The organism is Aeromonas sp. FDAARGOS 1408 (assembly GCF_019048665.1).
GTDB classification, from domain to species: Bacteria; Pseudomonadota; Gammaproteobacteria; order Enterobacterales; family Aeromonadaceae; genus Aeromonas; species Aeromonas dhakensis.
In genome coordinates this window covers 2,879,736-2,897,445 of record NZ_CP077394.1, presented here as the reverse complement: position 1 = coordinate 2,897,445, position 17,710 = coordinate 2,879,736, and the positions used below count along the sequence as shown (strand labels likewise).

The following is a 17,710-nucleotide window of genomic DNA, read 5'->3' as shown; positions in this document are numbered from 1 at the left end:
CAGCAAAACAAAGACCCGTTTGAGATTAACAAAACTAATCCCGTAATATTAGAAAACTTCACCAATGGCATAGTTACAAGTGTGATCTACGGCTTATTTGCTTCATATGTAGTTAATTATCATAAATAGTGATGATTGCTCGATGTTTTAACGTTATGCGGTGAATGCCGGGCCATCTTGACTGGAAGCGAGTCGCGGCAGGAGAGGAAGGCCCGTTCGATCCCCCATTTTTGGTTGCCCGCCGATATTCGGTCTGCCGCCAGCAAGGGATCGATGACCCGAGCAGGGAGGTTCATGGCATGGCGAAAACCATCGCCCCTCAGCATCACCCCATCCGGGCCAGCCGGCCTGTTCCCCCCTTCGTCTGCATCGCGGCAGCAAGCTTGCGACCCCTGGCTAACCCGGCTGAGGGGCCGCTCACATGAATAAGAAAATACATACAGACAGGTAGGTTAGCATGCGTCCATCCACCCCGACCGGGTTGTTGCAACAACCAAAACCCTTTTTCATGATCTTCTTCGTCGAGCTCTGGGAGCGTTTCGGCTATTACGGCGTACAGGGCCTGCTGGCGGTGTTCTTCGTCCAGCAGTTGGGCTTTTCCCAGGAGCAGTCCTTCATCACCTTCGGTGCCTTCTCGGCGCTGGTGTACGGCCTCATCTCGGTGGGCGGTTACGTGGGTGACCATATTCTGGGGACCAAGCGCACCATGGTGCTGGGGGCCATTGTACTGGTCATCGGCTACTTCATGACCGGCATGTCCATCTACAACCCCGATCTCATCTTCTATGCACTGGGTACCATCGCCGTCGGCAACTGCCTGTTCAAGGCCAACCCCGCCAGCCTGCTCGCCAAGTGCTACGAGCCCGGTGATCCCCGGCTGGATGGCGCCTTCACCCTGTTCTACATGTCGATCAACGTCGGCTCGCTCATCTCCCTGTCGCTGGCTCCCGTGGTGGCCGATCACTACGGCTACACAGTGACCTACAACCTGTGTGGGGTCGGCCTGGTGATCGCCCTGCTCACCTTCTTCGCCTGCCGCCGCATGGTCAAGGGTATAGGCTCGGCCCCCGACCACCTGCCGCTCGACTACGGCAAGCTGCTGCTGGTACTGCTGGGCTCGGTCGCCCTGGTCTTCTTCTGCGCCTGGCTGATGCACCACGTGGTGATCGCCAACATGGTACTGATGACGGTGACCCTGGCCGTGGTGGTCTTCTTCTTTCGCGAGGCGTTCAAGCTCGACAGCGTCGGGCGCAACAAGATGTACGTGGCCTTCGTGCTGATGCTGGAGGCGGTGGTGTTCTACGTGCTCTATGCCCAGATGCCGACCTCGCTCAACTTCTTTGCCATCAACAACATGCACCATGAAATGCTGGGGGTGACCGTCAACCCGGTCAGCTTCCAGGCGCTCAACCCCTTCTGGGTGGTGCTGGGCAGCCCGGTGCTGGCGATGATCTATACCCGGCTGGGCAGCCAGGGGCGGGATCTCACCATGCCGCTCAAGTTCACCCTGGGCATGCTGTTCTGCTCCCTCGGTTTTCTCACTGCGGCGGCGTCCGGCATCTGGTTTGCCGATGCGCAGGGGCTCACCTCGCCCTGGTTCATGGTGCTCATCTATCTGTTCCAGAGTCTGGGGGAGCTGATGATCAGCGCCCTGGGGCTGGCCATGGTGGCGGCGCTGGTGCCGCAGCGGCTGATGGGCTTCATCCTCGGCATGTGGTTCCTGACCCAGGCGATGGCCTCCCTGCTCGGGGGCTATGTGGCGACCTTTACCGCGGTGCCGAAGGGGGTGACGGATCCGCTGCAGACTCTGCCCATCTACACGGACGTGTTCGGCAAGATTGGTCTGGTGACCCTGCTGGTGGCGGGGGTGATGGCGCTGATGGTGCCCTGGCTCAACCGCATGATGCAGGCCGGTGAACGCCATGGCGAGGAGGAGGAACTGTCGCAGGCCAAGGCCTGAGAGGGGCAGAAGGGGTGAGGCGCACTAGCGCCTCACCCCGGCAGATCAGTCGTATTGCTCTTCCATCCAGGCTTCCAGGATGAGCTGGGCGGAGACGCCATCCACGCTCCCCTTCTCCAGCGCCCGATAGCCACCCTGTTCGAACAGGCGGGCGCGGGCATCGGTGGTGGTGAGCCGCTCGTCCTTGAACTCCACCTGCTTGCCGAAGCGGCCGTGCAGGCGGTTGCCGAACTTGCGGGCGCGCACCGTGATTTCCTGCTCGGTGCCATCCATGTTGAGCGGCAGACCCACCACCAGCAGGTCCGGTTGCCACTCCTTGAGCAGCTTGTCTATTTCGTCCCAGTTGGGGATGCCGTCGTTGGCCTTGAGGGCGCGCAGCGGGCGGGCCGTGCCGGTGAGCTCCTGACCGATGGCGACCCCTATGCTCTTGGTGCCGTAGTCAAAGCCCATGATACTGCGTGATGACATTGGGTAATTTCCTCAGAATGCGTCGCAAATTGCACAGCAGATTGCATCAGCCGTGGCCGATGTCGCTGGACAGGTGAACGGGATTGACCCCGATGCTGGCGGCGGCGCGTTGCCAGCGCTGGTGGATGGGGGTCTTGAACACCAGATCCGGATTGGGGGGGATCACCAGCCAGGCGCCGTCCACCAGCTCCTGTTCCAGTTGCCCCGCGCTCCAGCCGGCGTAACCGAGCGCCACCAGCCAGTGTGCCGGTGCCTCCTCGGTACCCAGGGTCTCCAGTATGTCCTTGGAGGTGGTGACCATCAGCTCGTCCCCCACCTGCAGGGTGGAGTTGAAACCGGGGCGGAAGCTGTGCAGCACGAAGCCGCGATCGGCGTGAACCGGCCCCCCCTGCAGCACCGGCTGTTTGAGTTCCGGGTTGGCGGGCGGTGCCAGCTTGAGCTGATCCAGCATGGTCTCCAGCGACATGTCCACCGGAATATTGACCACCAGCCCCATGGCGCCCTCTTCGTTGTGTTCGCACAGATAGACCAGCGAGCGCTCGAAATAGGGGTCGGTGAGGCTCGGCATGGCGAGCAGGAAGTGATTTTGCAGTGTTTGCATATGGGCCAAATATTGCAAAGGTATTTGCAGTCAATTATGGCAGCTCGCTTCGTCTGGCAAAACCGCTTTTTGGGCGGCTGGCTCAGACCAGTCAATCTGTTTCAGTGGAGAGAAAGCCATGGAAGGTATTTCAATCAGGCAGAAGTTGATCCTGGGCTGTGTGGTTCCCCTGCTGGCGCTGTTGCTGCTGGTCATAGGAGCGACCCAGGCGATGTCCCGGCTGATGACCGGCATCAACGCCATGTATCAGGGGGAGGTGGTCCAGCTCAAGGAGCTCAAGCAGATCGCCGATCTCTATGCGGTCAAGGTGATCGATGCCGCCAACAAGGCCAACGTCGGGGGCTTCGAACCGGCCCGCTCCAAGGCCGACATGAGCGCCGCCCAGCAGGAGATCGCCACCATCTGGCGCCAGTACCGCAACCATGACATGAGTGACGAGGAGCGCAGACGGGCGGACAAGGTGGAGGCGCTGTTTGCCGCCGCCAACCGGGAGATAGAAAAGGTGATGGGGCTGCTGGAGGGCTCGCCGGGCGAACACAACGCGGCGCTCGCCGCCGCCATCATGCCGCTCTATCAGGTGATCGACCCGGTCAGCGACGCGGTGAGCGAGCAGGTGGCGTTCCAGCTGCAGGAGGCGGAGAAGAAGGTGATCGAGCTCAACCAGCTCAGGCAGCAGTTGACCCAGCTGTTTGTCGCGCTGTTTGTGGTGGTGGGGGGCTGCGTCCTGTTCATCGGGATCTGGGCCGGGCGCAGCGTCAGCCAGCCGCTGGCGGCCATGGGGCAGATCCTGCGCGGCATGCAGACGGATCTCGACTTGAGCCAGCTGGCCCCCGTGCTGCGCAAGGATGAGATGGGCAGCCTGGCGCACTCCCTCAACGAGGTGATCCGCCATTTTCGCGGCCTCATCGCCCAGATCAACGAGACCGCCGAGCAGCTTGCCAGGGCCTCGGCCCAGCTGGCCCATATCGGGGTCGAGAGCCGCCAGCGGTTTGCCCAGCAGCAGGCGGAGACGGATCAGACCGCGACCGCCATGAACCAGATGAGCAGCACGGTAGCCGAGGTGGCCAACAGCTCCAACCAGGCGGCCGATGCGGCCCGTCATGCCGACGACAGCGCAAGGCACGGCCATCAGATAGTGGAGGATGCCATTGCGCGCATGTCACACCTCTCCTCCCAGATCCAGAACACGGCGGCCATGATCACCCAGCTGGCAGATGACAGCCGGGACATCGGCAGCGTGATGGACGCCATTCGCGGCATCGCAGAGCAGACCAACCTGCTGGCCCTCAACGCCGCCATCGAGGCGGCGCGGGCAGGGGATCAGGGGCGTGGCTTTGCGGTGGTGGCCGACGAGGTGCGCACCCTGGCCCAGCGTACCCAGCGCTCCACCGAAGAGATCGGCAAGACCATCGTCAAGTTGCAGCAGGGGGCCAATCAGGCGGCCAGCAGCATGGAGCAGGGGCTGGAGCAGGTGGAGGAGTCCAACCGTACCGTGCTGGCCTGTGGTCAGGCGCTCGGCGAGATAGTCAGCTCGGTCAACGTGATCAACGAGATGAATACCCAGATTGCCACTGCGGCGGAGGAGCAGAGCAAGGTGGCCGAGGAGATCACCCGCAACGTGGTCAACATCGCCCATATCGCGACCGAGTCGACCGGGGCGGCCACCCAGCTCAACCAGAACTGCCACGAGCTGGAGCAGCTGTCGGGGGATCTCAAGGAGAAGGTGGGGCAATTCCGCTGCTGAGGGGACTGACGCTGGATAGATGGATGGATAGAAAAGAGGCGGCCCAGGGGCCGCCTCTGTTGTTTATAGTCTGTCGTCACTGCTGGGCTGGGACGGCTTAAGCCTTGGCCAGCCGGCGCTCGATGGCATCCATCAACATGCCGGTGATGTGCACGTCGAAGGCCGCTTCAATCTCGCGGATGCAGGTGGGGCTGGTGACGTTAATCTCGGTCAGCCGATCGCCGATGATGTCGAGGCCGACGAAGATGAGCCCCTTCTCTTTCAGCGTCGGGCCCACCGCGCGGGCGATGGCCCAGTCCGCCTCGCTCAGGGGGCGCGCCTCGCCACGGCCGCCGGCCGCCAGGTTGCCACGGGTTTCCCCTTGGGTCGGGATGCGGGCCAGGCAGTAGGGCACCGGCTCACCGTCCACCACCAGCACCCGCTTGTCGCCATCCTTGATGGCGGGCAGATAGGTCTGTGCCATGCAGTATTGGCTGCCGTGGGCGGTGAGGGTCTCGATGATGACGCCGACGTTGGCGTCATCTTCCTTCATGCGGAAGATGGAGGCGCCGCCCATGCCGTCCAGCGGCTTGAGGATCACGTCCTTGTGCTGGGCGTGGAAGGCGCGCAGCTTGTCGGCGCGGCGGGTGACGAGCGTGGCCGGGGTGTGTTCGGCAAACCAGGCGGTGTAGAGCTTCTCGTTGGCGTCGCGCAGGCTCTGGGGCTTGTTGACGATGAGGCAACCCTCGTCCTCGGCCCGCTCCAGCATGTAGGTGGCGTAGATGAACTCGGTGTCGAAGGGGGGATCCTTGCGCATCAGGATCACGTCCAGGCTGGAGAGCGGCTGATCCACCACCTCGCCGAGGCTATACCAGTCGGCATAGTCATATTTGACGGTGAGCGGACGCATGGTACCGAAGGCGCGACCGGCCTCCATGTAGAGATCCTTCATCTCCAGATAGAACAGCTCGTAGCCGCGCTTTTGCGCCTCTTCGAGCATGGCGAAGCTGGAGTCCTTCTTGATGTTGATGGCCGAGATGGGGTCCATCACGATGCCGAGTTTAATGGTCATCCGCTGTTCCTTCTTAATGGCTCGATGGGGTTGTAGGGTCGATTAGCGCAGCGTAATCGGCCGCTTGAGGCTGCCTCAATGCAGCCTGCAGCTTATCGACACTGCCCGATGGTATTACGCGAGATCGCCGAAGCGGCACTGCAGCGCAGTAATCGCAGTCAGGGCGGCGGTTTCGGTGCGCAGCACCCGCGGCCCCAGCAGCATCTCCTTGAAATCTTCCTGCACGGTACGGGCGATCTCGTCGCTCGACAAGCCCCCTTCCGGGCCGATCAGCAGGCGTACGCCGTGCTCAGGGATTGGCAGGGTGTTGATGCTGTAAGGGGCGCGCGGGTGCAGGTTGAGCTTGAGCTCCTGGGTCTCTTCCGCCAGCCAGGCGTCCAGCTCCATCGGCATGCGCACCTCGGGCACGGTATTGCGGCCACACTGCTCGCAGGCGCTGATCACCACCTTCTGCCACTGTTCGCGTTTTTTCTCCAGCCGATCGGCCGGCAGCTTGACGCCGCAGCGCTCGGAGAAGAGCGGGGTGATGCAGGTGACGCCCAGCTCCACCGATTTCTGGATGGTGAAGTCCATCTTGTCGCCGCGGCTGATCACCTGACCCAGGTGGATGGCCAGCGGGGACTCCACCGAGCGCTGCTCGCAGCTGTCGATGGTCACCTCCACCGACTTCTTGCCCACATTGGCGATGGTGGCGGGGTACTGGTTGCCGTCGCCGTTGAACAGTTCGAGCTGCTGACCCGGCTGCATGCGCAGCACTCGGCCGATGTGGTTGGCGCCATCTTCCGACAGGGCGAGGGTCTGGCCCACCTGCAGGGCGGCCGGTTCATAGATACGTGGAATGCGCATGGCTGATAGTCAGTCTCTTGCTTGGAAACCCTTCAATATCCTACTGCACGGTGGTGAGCAAGGCTCACGAGACCGAGGGTGAAGGGTTTCATGATAAGAGGGGGCGATCCCCCTCCCAGGTCAAATGGGGTTACTGGCACTGCTTTTCAATAAAGGGGTTGGTATTGCCCTGCAGCTTGCCGATGCGGCGGTTGCGCTCGCACTCCCAGCCGTCGGCCGGGTACTGCCTGTCCCAGGCTTCGAACAGTTTACGCTGTTGCGCCGCCAGACGCAGCCCATACTGCTGGCTCATGTAGAGGTAGGCGCGGGCAATCTGGCCCCGTACCGGCCCCTTGGGTGGCTGCACCCGGCGCTCCTTGAAATCCACCAGCATCCGGCACTGGCCGTACTGATCCGGGGTGCCGTTCCAGTCGGAGAAGCGGAAGTTGGCCCGATCGCCGTTCACCTCGCCAACGGCGGGGAAGAGGTTGTGCATGTCCCCCTCCATCTGGTTGAACTCGTCGCTCTTGCCGCAGTTCTTGCGGCCCCCCTGCTGCCAGCACTTGAGCTGGTGGCCGAACTCCCAGGCCGGCACCACGTGTTCCCACTCGATGCGGGCGGCGCGCTTGGGCTGCTTGCGCGGCTCATAGCCGCAGCTGGCCAGATCCGGGCTCATTTTCTTGCCCTGATAGTCGATGCTGCAGCCGCAGTAGATGGTGGTGACAGCGGGCTGGCTCTGGTAGAGCTTGACCAGATCCTGCTTGGCTTCGCGAAAGGTCTGGGCATGCAGGGGCGCGCTGAGCAGCGGCAAACCGGCCAGCAGGGTCAGGGCGAGGGAAGAGATGAGACGCATGGGATTCCTTGCAAACGGGATGATTGACGAACGATGGCGGGCACCCTACCACAAGGACGCGACACCGGCTGGCTTACTGCGACGAGCCAACCCGTTCCAGCGGCTGCTTGCAGCGGCGGCAGTGGTAGCGGGCCTCGCCGCGCACCACCTTGTTGTGGCGGCGCACCGACAGCTGATGCTGCTGGCAGAGGCAGCAATAGGGGATGGTTGGCTGCGCCAGTACCGCCAGATCGAAGCTGTGGGTGGTTCTGGGCTCAAGGCCGAACAGCTCCCGCATCACAGATTGCCACTGGCGGCCGTGGGGCAGCACCCGCGATCTGCCGCGCCCTTCACCCCACAGGGCATAGACCAGCAGGTGGGCCACCTCGTGGGGCACCACCTCGGCCAGAAACGCCTGCTGGTTGGCCTGATAGAGGGCCGGGTTGAAGCGCAGCTCCCAGGTCTGCAGCCGCGCCGAACCCGCCGCCCGACCGCGCATGTTGCAGTGCACCTGTGGGCGGGGAAAGGAGCGGCCAAGGCGTGCTTCGGCCTGCACAAAACAGGCGTCGACGCGGGTGAGCAGCTGCTCGTGCAGGGCGGGATCGAGGCGGGTAGCGGTGGCGGACATCGGGTTCTCGGCAAATGGCGGACAAGCAAAAGGGGAGCCAGGCTCCCCTTTATACCACAAGCGTGACGCTTACAGGCCGGCGGCGGAACGCAGCAGTTCGGCCTTGTCGGTCTGCTCCCACGGGAACTCGTTGCGACCGAAGTGACCGTAGGCGGCAGTGGCCTGGTAGATCGGGCGCTTCAGATCCAGCATCTGGATCAGGCCGTACGGACGCAGTTCGAAGTGCTCGCGAACCAGCTTGACCAGCAGATCCTCGGCCACCTTGGCGGTGCCGAAGGTTTCGACGCTGATGGAGGTCGGCTCGGCTACGCCGATGGCGTAGGATACCTGCACTTCGCAGCGATCGGCCAGACCGGCGGCAACGATGTTCTTGGCCACGTAGCGGGCGGCGTAGGCAGCGGAGCGGTCCACTTTGGAGGGGTCTTTGCCGGAGAAGGCGCCACCACCGTGACGGGCCATGCCGCCGTAGGTGTCGACGATGATCTTGCGACCGGTCAGACCGCAGTCACCCATGGGGCCGCCGATAACGAAACGACCGGTCGGGTTGATGAAGTATTTGGTGTCCTTGTTGATCCACTCGGCCGGCAGCACCGGCTTGATGATCTCTTCGCGCACCGCTTCAACCAGATCTTTGTGGCTGATGGATTCGGCGTGCTGGGTAGAGAGCACCACGGCATCCACACCGATGATCTTGCCGGCGTCGTCGTAGGCAAAGGTCAGCTGGCTCTTGGCATCCGGACGCAGCCACGGCAGGGTGCCGTTCTTGCGCACTTCGGCCTGACGCTTCACCAGCAGGTGGGAGTAGGTGATGGGAGCCGGCATCAGCACGTCGGTTTCGTTGGTGGCGTAGCCGAACATCAGGCCCTGGTCGCCCGCGCCCTGTTCCAGCGGATCGCTGCGGTCAACTCCCTGGTTGATGTCCGGGGACTGCTTGCCGATGGCGTTCAGCACGGCGCAGGAGTCGGCATCGAAGCCCATGTCTGAGTGGGTGTAGCCGATCTCGCGCACGGTGTCGCGCACGATCTGCTCGATGTCTACCCAGGCGGTGGTGGTTACTTCACCGGCCACCATGACCATGCCGGTCTTGACCAGGGTCTCGCAGGCGACGCGCGCCTTGGTGTCTTGCTTGAGGATAGCGTCCAGGACCGCATCGGAGATCTGATCCGCAATCTTGTCGGGATGGCCTTCGGAGACCGACTCGGAAGTAAACAGCTTTGCCATGATGGGATTCTCAGCTTGTCTGGGGTTATCGCCGCAGCAATAACCGGGTGATGATAGGATGATTGTAGAGGTATCTACATCTGGACGTCCATTTTAGTTAGCGACCCCCTCGATTGCCAGCACTATTTTGGTTTTGCCGCCCCCTGGCCGAACAAGATCCGTTCTTCACCCCATTTGGGGTAGATAGTGGTCATGACTCAATCGTTTGCCCCGTCAAGAAAAGCGATTGAGCTCCCAAAGCGGCTTTATTCGCCCAGATAATATTTGCACGCCGCGCCCCCTGCTGGGACAATGACGCGCCTTAATCTTGGCCATCAAATGAAGCAATCGCAGGAGATACAGATGCCTTCTCGTAAAGAGCTTGCCAATGCCATTCGCGCATTGAGTATGGATGCCGTTCAAAAAGCCAACTCCGGTCACCCGGGCGCCCCCATGGGAATGGCGGATATCGCCGAAGTATTGTGGCGCAGCCACCTGAAACATAACCCGAACAACCCCAAGTGGGCCGACCGCGACCGTTTCATCCTCTCCAACGGCCACGGCTCCATGCTGCTGTACTCCCTGCTGCACCTCTCCGGTTATGACCTCTCCATCGACGATCTGAAAAACTTCCGCCAGCTGCACTCTCGCACCCCGGGTCACCCGGAGTACGGTTACGCGCCGGGCGTTGAAACCACTACCGGTCCGCTGGGTCAGGGCATCACCAACGCCGTCGGCATGGCGATCGCCGAGAAGGCCATGGCCGAGCAGTTCAACCAGCCGGGTCACGACATCGTTGACCACTACACCTACGCCTTCATGGGCGACGGCTGCCTGATGGAAGGTATCTCCCACGAGGCTTGCTCCCTGGCCGGTACCCTGCAACTGGGCAAACTGATCGCGTTCTGGGATGACAACGGCATCTCCATCGACGGTCACGTGGAAGGCTGGTTCACCGACGACACCGTCAAGCGCTTCGAAGCCTACGGCTGGCACGTCATCCCGGCCGTTGACGGTCACAGTCCGGAAGCGATCAACGCTGCCATCGAAGCCGCCAAGGCCGAGACCGGCAAGCCGACCCTGATCTGCTGCCGCACCATCATCGGTTACGGTTCCCCGAACAAGTCCGGCTCTCACGACTGCCACGGCTCACCGCTGGGCAACGACGAGATCGCCGCCGCTCGTGCCTTCCTGAAGTGGGACCACGCACCGTTCGTTATCCCGGCCGACATCGCTGCCGAGTGGAACGGTCAGGAGAAAGGCGCCAAGCTGGAATCCGACTGGGCTGCCAAGTTCGCCGCCTATGAAGCCGCTCACCCGGCCCTGGCTGCCGAGTTCAAGCGCCGCACCGCAGGCGACTTGCCGGCCAACTGGGCTGCCGACTCTGCCAAGATCATCGAAACCCTGCAGGCCAACCCGGCCAAGATCGCCACCCGTAAAGCGTCCCAAAACGCCCTGGAAGCCTTCGGCAAGCTGCTGCCGGAGTTCATGGGCGGCTCCGCTGACCTGGCGCCGTCCAACCTGACCATGTGGTCCGGTTCCAAGTCCCTGACCAACGACGATGCCTCCGGCAACTACATCCACTACGGTGTACGCGAGTTCGGCATGTCCGCCATCATGAACGGTATCGCCCTGCACGGTGGTTTCATCCCCTACGGCGCCACCTTCCTGATGTTCATGGAGTACGCCCGCAACGCCCTGCGCATGGCTGCCCTGATGAAGCAGCGTTCCATCTTCGTCTACACCCACGACTCCATCGGTCTGGGTGAAGATGGTCCGACTCACCAGCCGGTCGAGCAGATCGCCTCCCTGCGTCTGACTCCGAACATGAGCACCTGGCGTCCGTGTGACCAGGTTGAATCTGCCATCGCCTGGAAACACGCCATCGAGCGTACCGACGGCCCGACCTCTCTGATTTTCTCTCGTCAGAACCTGGCCCAGATGGATCGTACTGCCCAGCAGCTGGCCGACACCGCCAAGGGTGGCTACGTGCTGAAGGATTGCGCCGGTACGCCGGAGCTGATCCTGATCGCCACCGGTTCTGAAGTGGAACTGGCCGTGGCCGCCTATGAGCAGCTGACTGCCAAGGGCCGTGCCGTGCGCGTGGTCTCTCTGCCGTCTACCGACGTGTTCGACGCTCAATCTGCCGAGTACAAAGAGTCCGTCCTGCCGGCCTCCGTCACCAAGCGTGTGGCCATCGAAGCCGGCATCGCCGACTACTGGTACAAGTACGTGGGCTTTGGCGGCAAGATCATCGGTATGACCACCTTCGGTGAGTCCGCACCGGCCGAGCTGCTGTTCAAGGAATTCGGTTTTACCGTGGAAAACGTGGTTGCGACCGCTGAATCCCTGTAATAGCTGACCATTGGGCCACTCTGGCCCAATAGCCAGAACGATAAAACGCCCCCCATCGCAAGATGGGGGGCGTTTTTATTGGCAAAGGAAAATAATAAATTAAAAATATATTTCAATGCCTGAGAGTTGATAGTACTTTCTCTTGATGATTAATCTTCATTGTCTCAATAAAGGCTAAGCTATGGTTATAAGAGGTTGGGTTATTATAGTTGTTGTTTTTGTACTTTTATTTTCCCCTATTGCTTTATATGTAAATACATTTGGCGGAGATTTGTCACAAGACCACTCTCGATGGGCTGAATTTGGCTCGGCAATTGGAGGTATCTATGCACCAATACTCGGATTTTTTACGTTAGTAGTTTTGATTCGTCAGCTTTCTTTACAGAAACAGATGAATGACCAGTATTATTTACAGCAAGCACGAGAAGATATCGAGTTTTATGCATCGCAGTTATCTAATATTCTTGATGAATCACTGGTCGGTAATGTGCCATTGAGGGCTGTACTGCACGAAAAGTTTATGTTTGTAGCCATGAAAATCTATGTTCAATGGATATGAAGAATATTGCCATTGATATTCATAAGGTAATGCCACAGGCACTTGATATATGGGAGGCTATATACCCTGTATTAATAGGGCTGTCAGCGGTTGATGATTCATTATTTAAAATGACATTGGCATCTTCAAAGCAAAAGCTAGTTGCATTACTCAGCTTTGAAATATGTGTGGCTTTGGATAGTTTGCATTTTTGTCGTACTGATGGGAAAAGCGGTTTCACATATATTTTTAACCAAAAATTGCAGTAGAGCTATCTAAATAGCTCGTAGGTTCGATTAGCGAAGCGTAATCGGACGTTCGCGTTCTTTAAGACGATGCCATAAAAATAATACCCCTTCCTGTTACCAAAAAAGAGACCGGCATATAGCCGGTCTCTTTGTTATTTCCGCAAACCTTACGCCTGCGGCGGGGTACTTTCCGCGTTGGACATCACAGCATCAATCTGCACCAGGGCGCCACCGGGCAGCTCGCTCACGCCAATCACGGTGCGAGCGGGCAGGTAGGCCGGGAAGTATTTGGTGTAGATGGCATCCACCTCCGCCAGATCCGCGATGTTCTTCAGCTGGATATTGACCTTGACGATATCGTCCATCACGTGGCCGATGCTCTCGACGATGGTCTTGATATGGCCGAGGCACTGGGCGGTCTGCTCTTTGATGCAACCGGTCAGGATCTTGCCGGTGGCCAGATCGAGCGGCAACTGGCCGGCGATATGGTTGTAGTGAGAGAAGGCGACAGTCTGGGTGTGCAGGGGGCTGCGCGGCGCCTTGTCGGTGTTGCGGGCGCGGATCACCAGATTGTGTCTGTCTTCCACCAGCTGTGGCGGGGTGCCGTCACCGTGGGAGATGACCGCATCCATCTGCACCCGGGCGCCCAGCGGCAGGGCGGCGGCCACGATCACGCTGCGGGCCGGCAGGTAGGCGACGGCGCGGGCAATGGCGGAGTCCGGGAAGAAGGTGGTGTAGACCTCGTTGACGGCGTCCAGATCGGCCAGGCTGGTCAGATAAACGGTGACCTTGACGATATCGTCAAATGGCACATCGATGCTCTCCAGCACGTGCTTGATGTTGCGCAGGCACTGCTCCGCCTGCTGCTGGATACCACCTGCGACCAGCTGGCCCGACGCGGCATCGACCGGCAGCTGGGCACCGATATTGTTGTAGTGGGAGAAGGCGACGGTATGGGTCGAGAGCGGATCCTGCGGTGCCTTGTCGCTGTTGCGGGAGAGCTTCAGCAGCGGGCAGGGGGCCTGCGGGAAGGTGCCTTCGCCGTTGGAGATGAGCGCGTCCATCTGCACGGCGGCGCCGAGCGGCAGACCGGCCACCGCCAGCACGGTGCGGGTCGGCAGCAGGTGGGGGAAAAACTCGCCATAGACGGCGTTGACCGCGTCGAGATCGGCAATCTCTTTGAGAAATACCGTGATTTTGACCACGTCATCCATCACATGATCGATGCTCTCGACGATGGCCTTGATATTGGTGAGGCACTGTCTGGCCTGCGCCTTGATATCCCCTGCGACCAGAGCGCCCGTTTTCGGGTCGACCGGCAGCTGGGCGGAGATATTGTTGTAGTGGGAGAACGCCACGCTCTGGGTGCTGGGGCTCAGATCCTGCGGTGCATTGGCGGTATTTCTGGCTGACTTGATGATGGTACCACTCATGGCGATACTCCTTTTTCAATCATTATTGGTGTAGGTACGGGTCACCCTCCCTCATCTTCTGATGGCCGCCTCGGCTCGCCAGCGAGCGGGCTCTCCTCTTTATTTCGGCAATAGCCGGCCATTCCCGCTAAATAATGACGGGTGGCAAACATCGCCTCGCATATTGAGTCAAGGTCGCCTGTGCAGGCGATCGGATAACAGAGGTATGGATTGGGTTGGTTATCTCAGACGAGAGGATTCTATGAAGGGTATTCAGGGGATGCAAACCGGGATCGCATTTCTATGAGGTGGCTCAACGCTCTGAAATATAGCCAGAATGGCATTCAATGCACGATAAATGACGGGATAAATGGCTTCATATAGTGCGTTATGGTGGTGAAGGCCGAATGGCGCGGCTTCCCGCCATCATGTTCAGCGATCGGCCTTGTGAATAAAGCGTTAATGATTGGCACTATTTCGCTGTTAATGCAAAAAACTATGCATGGCTATGCATTTCATTGCGTTGAAAGGGGCTGTTATATGCATGAAAAATATGCTAGCCGAGGGCGGTTATTGTGCCCATTCGTCGGTCACTGACATATCATTCAGCGATCTTGCATGGTTGTCTGCTTATTTTCAGGCAAAGCTTGCCGCGGGCAGCCGTTATTTGCCAGATGCTGGCTGCCGTTATTTTCCAGATGGAACCTGTCAGGTTTATGCAATGAAATTGCAGCGTGGGACCTGCGCCATCAGGGGCAAATATCAGGACGGATGTTCCAGCCCAGCCGATATCGGGCGAAGGGTGCAACAGGGGGGGCCGGCTGGTTCAGCGGGTGTGAACCTTGTGCCTGGAGCCCGGACAAGATAGCGCTGCCGCTTTGCCCTGTTCTGGCGGAAAAACCCGGCATCGCCCCATGGGCGGCGCGACTGGGTCTGGTGTTTGAGAGGTCGGCCGCCTGGGTTGCAGGTGCCTTGTTCAGGCGGCGCCTTGGACCAGGTATGGCTCAGGCGGGGTAGAGGGCACCCAGTATCGCAAGGCGGCTGGCACCGGCATATGGGAGGGCAGGTTGCCCTCCTTGTTCAGGCGGCGCCTTGGGCTAGTCCTGGCTCAGGCGGGATAGAGAGCACCCAGCACGGCAGGGCGGCTGGCGCCGGTGACAGCCGGCAGGTTGCCGGGTTGGCGGTGGATAAAGCGCTGTGCCAGCCAGGCAAACGCCGCGCCTTCCATCCAGTCGGGGGCGATCCCCAGCTCGGCCGTGTTGGCGATGCGCCAGCCGGGCAGCAGGCTGGCCAGCTCCGCCAGCAGCGGCGCGTTATGGGCGCCGCCGCCGCAGACATACAGCTCGGGCCGGCTCTGCGCATCCGTCAGTGCGGGCAACTGGCGGGCGATGCTGTGGCAGGTGAGCGCCTGCAGGGTACGTTGCACATCCGCCGGGGCATGGGAGTGGCCGGCCAGCTCGCCATCGAGCCAGTCGAGGGTGAACATCTCCCGCCCTGTGCTCTTGGGGTGGGGGGCGGCAAAGTAGGGGTGAGCCAGCAGCTGCTCCAGCAGCTCGGGGATAAGCTGGCCGCTGGCCGCCCACTGGCCGCCGGCATCGTAACCGGCCCCCTGGGGGTGATGGCGGCGATACCAGCCGTCGAGCAGGGTGTTGGCTGGGCCGGTATCGAAGCCATAGACACTGTCGGCCTGGCCCGGCAGCACCGAGATATTGGCGATGCCGCCGAGGTTCAGCACCACCCGCAGGGCGCCGGGGTGGGCAAAGAAGGCCTGATGGAAGGCGGGCACCAGTGGCGCCCCCTGACCGCCGAGGGCCATGTCCATGGTGCGAAAATCGGCCACCACATCGATGCCGGTCAGCGCCGCCAGCAGGGCCGCGTTGCCGATCTGCAGGGTAAAGCCGAGCTGGGGGCGGTGGCGGATGGTCTGGCCGTGGCTGCCGAGGGCGCGAATATCTTTGGGAGCCAGCCCCGCCTTGGCCAGCAGGGCGTGGGTGGCGGCGGCAAATTCGCGGGCGACCAGGTTGTCGGCCACCCCCATGCGGTCGATCTCGTTGTCGCCCGGGGTACAGAGGGCGTGCAGCTCGTGGGCGGTGGGCCAGGGGTGGCTGACAGCCGCCTCGACCCGCAGTTGATCCCCCTCGATCAGCACCAGCACGGCGTCGATACCATCCATGCTGGTACCGGACATCAAGCCTATATAGCGTTCAGTCATGGGGCTTCCTTACTTGCAGGGCGGGAAAAAGTACGTGAGAGAGGGAGCGGCCTCGATCCCATGCCGTATTCTGGTCCCGGACATCAAGCCTATATAGCGTTCAGTCATCAGGCTTCCTTACTTGCAGAGCGGGAAAAAGTACGTGAGAGAGGGAGCGGCCTCGATCCCATGCCGTATTCTGGTACCGGACATCAAGCCGATATAACGCTCGCTCATGACTGTTCCTTGTAGGTCAGTTGCCGCCGTTGGCCCGCTTGTTCTGGGCCAGCTGCAGTTCGGGGCTGTCCAGCTTGGCCAGCTGGGGCATGGCCTGTGCCTTGAAGCTGGCCAGCGCCCGCCCGCTGAGAGACTCCGCCTGCGGCAGGTTGAGGGTGCGCGGGTTCTTGTGCACGCCGCCCACCACGAATTCATAGTGCAGGTGCGGCCCGGTGACCCGGCCGGTGCCGCCGAGCAGGCCTATGGTCTGGCCCTGCTTCACCCGCTGCCCCTTGTTGACGGTGCGCTTGGAGAGGTGCAGGTACTTGGTCACGTAGTTGCCAGCGTGCTTGATGAAGACGTAGTTGCCGTTGAACTGGTTGTAGCCGGCGGCCACCACGCTGCCGCCACCCGCCGCCATGATGGGGGTGCCAACCGGTGCCACGTAGTCGATGCCGTTGTGGGGGCGTACCTTGCCGGTGACCGGGTGCAGACGGCGCGGATTGAAGTTGGAGCTGATGTATTTGAAGTTGACCGGCGCACGCAGGAAGCTCTTGCGCATCGCCTTGCCATCCGGGGTGTAGTAGTTACCATCCTCGTTCAGCACGGCGCGATACACGGCGCCCTGGTTGACGAACTCGGCGGCCAGGATGTCGCCGGAAGCAACCCGCTCGTCATCCTGGAATTTCTCCTCGTAAACCACCCGGAAGCTGTCCCCCGGTTGCAGATCCTGGGCAAAGTCGATGTCCCAGCCGAAGATGGCGGCCAAGTCCATGATCTGATCCTCGGTCATGCCGGCGTCGACGGCGGCGCCCCAGAAGCTGGAGCGGATCTCGCCCTTGGCCACCTGTTCGCGGGTGTCGAGCTCGAGCTTGACCGCCCGGGCGACAAACCCCTCATCCTTGCGGCTCACCTTGAGCGCCTGCTCCAGGCTGTGGGGGTAGTAGAGGCTGTGCAGCTCGCCACCCTTGGTGAGCTTGAAGGTGAGCTCCTGGCCTGGCTTGAGCAGGCGCAGGGTGTCGGTGCCGTTCAGCTGATCGATGAGGTGCAGATCCGTGGTGCTCAGGCCAAGGCGCTGGAAGATGACCCCCATGTTGTCGCCGCTGCGTACCTTCACCTGCTTGGTGATGTAGCTCGGTTTGGGCGGGGCGACGGGCTTGGCTTCGGCCAGCAGCGCCTCCTCGTCGACCTGCTGCTCGATGGCCAGCTCGTTGCCGTTGTCATCGACCCGGGTGGCGACTGCCTGTTCGCTGGGCCAGGCCGCCAGCATCATCACCATGATGCTCAGGATCAGCACCATCTTGCGGTGCCAGTGAGGGAGAGAGTTGAAGGCGTGCCAAATGACCATGAGAAGCAGACGAAGTTGAGCCGGGAAGAATGTCGGAGTTTACCGCCTTTCCAATTGGCCCGCCATTCCAGTAATATGTCTGGCCCTGTGGAA

Annotated in this window: 15 protein-coding genes; 5 read left to right on the top strand and 10 right to left on the bottom strand. The window is 61.0% G+C overall.

Annotated elements, in window-relative coordinates; all coding sequences use genetic code 11:
• The first annotated feature begins 457 nt into the window (after positions 1-457).
• Positions 458-1,960: a dipeptide/tripeptide permease DtpB gene (dtpB, locus tag I6L38_RS13175; protein ID WP_216988610.1), complete on the top strand. Its 1,503-nt coding sequence runs from the start codon at positions 458-460 to the stop codon at positions 1,958-1,960.
• 45 nt (positions 1,961-2,005) lie between these two features.
• On the opposite strand, the gene ruvX is transcribed toward dtpB, so the two are convergent.
• Together ruvX and I6L38_RS13165 are read right to left on the bottom strand one after the other, a co-directional pair.
• A complete protein-coding gene (gene ruvX, locus I6L38_RS13170; RefSeq protein WP_005303327.1) occupies positions 2,006-2,428 on the bottom strand; it encodes a Holliday junction resolvase RuvX in 423 nt (140 codons plus the stop codon).
• A 46-nt stretch (positions 2,429-2,474) separates the two neighbouring features.
• Positions 2,475-3,029: a YqgE/AlgH family protein gene (locus I6L38_RS13165; RefSeq protein ID WP_005303325.1), complete on the bottom strand. Its 555-nt coding sequence runs from the start codon at positions 3,027-3,029 to the stop codon at positions 2,475-2,477.
• Between the two features lie 118 nt (positions 3,030-3,147).
• On the opposite strand from I6L38_RS13165, the gene I6L38_RS13160 reads away from it, so the two are divergent.
• Positions 3,148-4,773 carry a methyl-accepting chemotaxis protein gene (locus tag I6L38_RS13160; protein WP_026459011.1) on the top strand — a complete coding sequence of 542 codons (1,626 nt, stop codon included), beginning with the start codon at positions 3,148-3,150 and terminating at the stop codon, positions 4,771-4,773.
• 97 nt (positions 4,774-4,870) lie between these two features.
• Here the strand turns inward: I6L38_RS13160 and gshB are convergent, their stop codons facing one another.
• From gshB to metK, 5 genes are all read right to left on the bottom strand, one after another.
• A complete protein-coding gene (gene gshB, locus I6L38_RS13155; RefSeq protein WP_216988609.1) occupies positions 4,871-5,824 on the bottom strand; it encodes a glutathione synthase in 954 nt (317 codons plus the stop codon).
• Between the two features lie 114 nt (positions 5,825-5,938).
• A complete protein-coding gene (gene rsmE / locus I6L38_RS13150; protein ID WP_017785228.1) occupies positions 5,939-6,670 on the bottom strand; it encodes a 16S rRNA (uracil(1498)-N(3))-methyltransferase in 732 nt (243 codons plus the stop codon).
• Positions 6,671-6,800: 130 nt separating this feature from the next.
• Positions 6,801-7,502 (bottom strand): endonuclease, encoded by a 702-nt coding sequence (locus I6L38_RS13145; RefSeq protein WP_139753078.1) that lies wholly within the window; start codon positions 7,500-7,502, stop codon positions 6,801-6,803.
• A 73-nt stretch (positions 7,503-7,575) separates the two neighbouring features.
• On the bottom strand, positions 7,576-8,109 hold the full coding sequence (locus I6L38_RS13140; RefSeq protein ID WP_216988608.1) for a SprT family zinc-dependent metalloprotease: 534 nt from the start codon (positions 8,107-8,109) through the stop codon (positions 7,576-7,578).
• 69 nt (positions 8,110-8,178) lie between these two features.
• The gene (gene metK / locus I6L38_RS13135; RefSeq protein ID WP_005303314.1) at positions 8,179-9,330 is read right to left on the bottom strand and encodes a methionine adenosyltransferase; all 1,152 of its coding nucleotides are present in this window, start codon (positions 9,328-9,330) and stop codon (positions 8,179-8,181) included.
• A 342-nt stretch (positions 9,331-9,672) separates the two neighbouring features.
• On the opposite strand from metK, the gene tkt reads away from it, so the two are divergent.
• The 3 genes from tkt to I6L38_RS13120 all read left to right on the top strand — a co-directional run bounded on the left by tkt (position 9,673) and on the right by I6L38_RS13120 (position 12,471).
• Positions 9,673-11,664 carry a transketolase gene (gene tkt, locus I6L38_RS13130; protein WP_216988607.1) on the top strand — a complete coding sequence of 664 codons (1,992 nt, stop codon included), beginning with the start codon at positions 9,673-9,675 and terminating at the stop codon, positions 11,662-11,664.
• A gap of 181 nt (positions 11,665-11,845) precedes the next feature.
• On the top strand, positions 11,846-12,223 hold the full coding sequence (locus I6L38_RS13125; RefSeq protein WP_216988606.1) for a hypothetical protein: 378 nt from the start codon (positions 11,846-11,848) through the stop codon (positions 12,221-12,223).
• Positions 12,220-12,471, top strand: coding sequence for a hypothetical protein (locus I6L38_RS13120; RefSeq protein ID WP_216988605.1), 252 nt, complete (start codon positions 12,220-12,222; stop codon positions 12,469-12,471). Before I6L38_RS13125 ends, I6L38_RS13120 begins: the two co-directional genes overlap by 4 nt.
• A gap of 146 nt (positions 12,472-12,617) precedes the next feature.
• Here I6L38_RS13120 and I6L38_RS13115 read toward each other — a convergent pair whose 3' ends face one another.
• The 3 genes from I6L38_RS13115 to I6L38_RS13105 all read right to left on the bottom strand — a co-directional run bounded on the left by I6L38_RS13115 (position 12,618) and on the right by I6L38_RS13105 (position 17,617).
• A complete protein-coding gene (locus tag I6L38_RS13115) occupies positions 12,618-13,883 on the bottom strand; it encodes a RidA family protein (protein WP_216988604.1) in 1,266 nt (421 codons plus the stop codon).
• A 1,087-nt stretch (positions 13,884-14,970) separates the two neighbouring features.
• A complete protein-coding gene (locus tag I6L38_RS13110) occupies positions 14,971-16,074 on the bottom strand; it encodes an anhydro-N-acetylmuramic acid kinase (protein WP_215269938.1) in 1,104 nt (367 codons plus the stop codon).
• 232 nt (positions 16,075-16,306) lie between these two features.
• Positions 16,307-17,617, bottom strand: a complete 1,311-nt coding sequence (locus I6L38_RS13105; RefSeq protein WP_215269937.1) for a peptidoglycan DD-metalloendopeptidase family protein — start codon at positions 17,615-17,617, stop codon at positions 16,307-16,309.
• Positions 17,618-17,710 lie beyond the last annotated feature (93 nt).

What these genes read in the sequence shown, in the direction of transcription:
- dtpB (WP_216988610.1), top strand. Translation starts at nt 458, where the DNA reads ATGCGTCCATCCACCCCGACCGGGTTGTTGCAACAACCAAAACCCTTT.
- metK (WP_005303314.1), bottom strand. Translation starts at nt 9,330, where the DNA reads ATGGCAAAGCTGTTTACTTCCGAGTCGGTCTCCGAAGGCCATCCCGAC.
- gshB (WP_216988609.1), bottom strand. Translation starts at nt 5,824, where the DNA reads ATGACCATTAAACTCGGCATCGTGATGGACCCCATCTCGGCCATCAAC.
- I6L38_RS13140 (WP_216988608.1), bottom strand. Translation starts at nt 8,109, where the DNA reads ATGTCCGCCACCGCTACCCGCCTCGATCCCGCCCTGCACGAGCAGCTG.
- rsmE (WP_017785228.1), bottom strand. Translation starts at nt 6,670, where the DNA reads ATGCGCATTCCACGTATCTATGAACCGGCCGCCCTGCAGGTGGGCCAG.
- I6L38_RS13110 (WP_215269938.1), bottom strand. Translation starts at nt 16,074, where the DNA reads ATGACTGAACGCTATATAGGCTTGATGTCCGGTACCAGCATGGATGGT.
- ruvX (WP_005303327.1), bottom strand. Translation starts at nt 2,428, where the DNA reads ATGTCATCACGCAGTATCATGGGCTTTGACTACGGCACCAAGAGCATA.
- I6L38_RS13115 (WP_216988604.1), bottom strand. Translation starts at nt 13,883, where the DNA reads ATGAGTGGTACCATCATCAAGTCAGCCAGAAATACCGCCAATGCACCG.
- tkt (WP_216988607.1), top strand. Translation starts at nt 9,673, where the DNA reads ATGCCTTCTCGTAAAGAGCTTGCCAATGCCATTCGCGCATTGAGTATG.
- I6L38_RS13125 (WP_216988606.1), top strand. Translation starts at nt 11,846, where the DNA reads ATGGTTATAAGAGGTTGGGTTATTATAGTTGTTGTTTTTGTACTTTTA.
- I6L38_RS13160 (WP_026459011.1), top strand. Translation starts at nt 3,148, where the DNA reads ATGGAAGGTATTTCAATCAGGCAGAAGTTGATCCTGGGCTGTGTGGTT.
- I6L38_RS13145 (WP_139753078.1), bottom strand. Translation starts at nt 7,502, where the DNA reads ATGCGTCTCATCTCTTCCCTCGCCCTGACCCTGCTGGCCGGTTTGCCG.
- I6L38_RS13120 (WP_216988605.1), top strand. Translation starts at nt 12,220, where the DNA reads ATGAAGAATATTGCCATTGATATTCATAAGGTAATGCCACAGGCACTT.
- I6L38_RS13165 (WP_005303325.1), bottom strand. Translation starts at nt 3,029, where the DNA reads ATGCAAACACTGCAAAATCACTTCCTGCTCGCCATGCCGAGCCTCACC.
- I6L38_RS13105 (WP_215269937.1), bottom strand. Translation starts at nt 17,617, where the DNA reads ATGGTCATTTGGCACGCCTTCAACTCTCTCCCTCACTGGCACCGCAAG.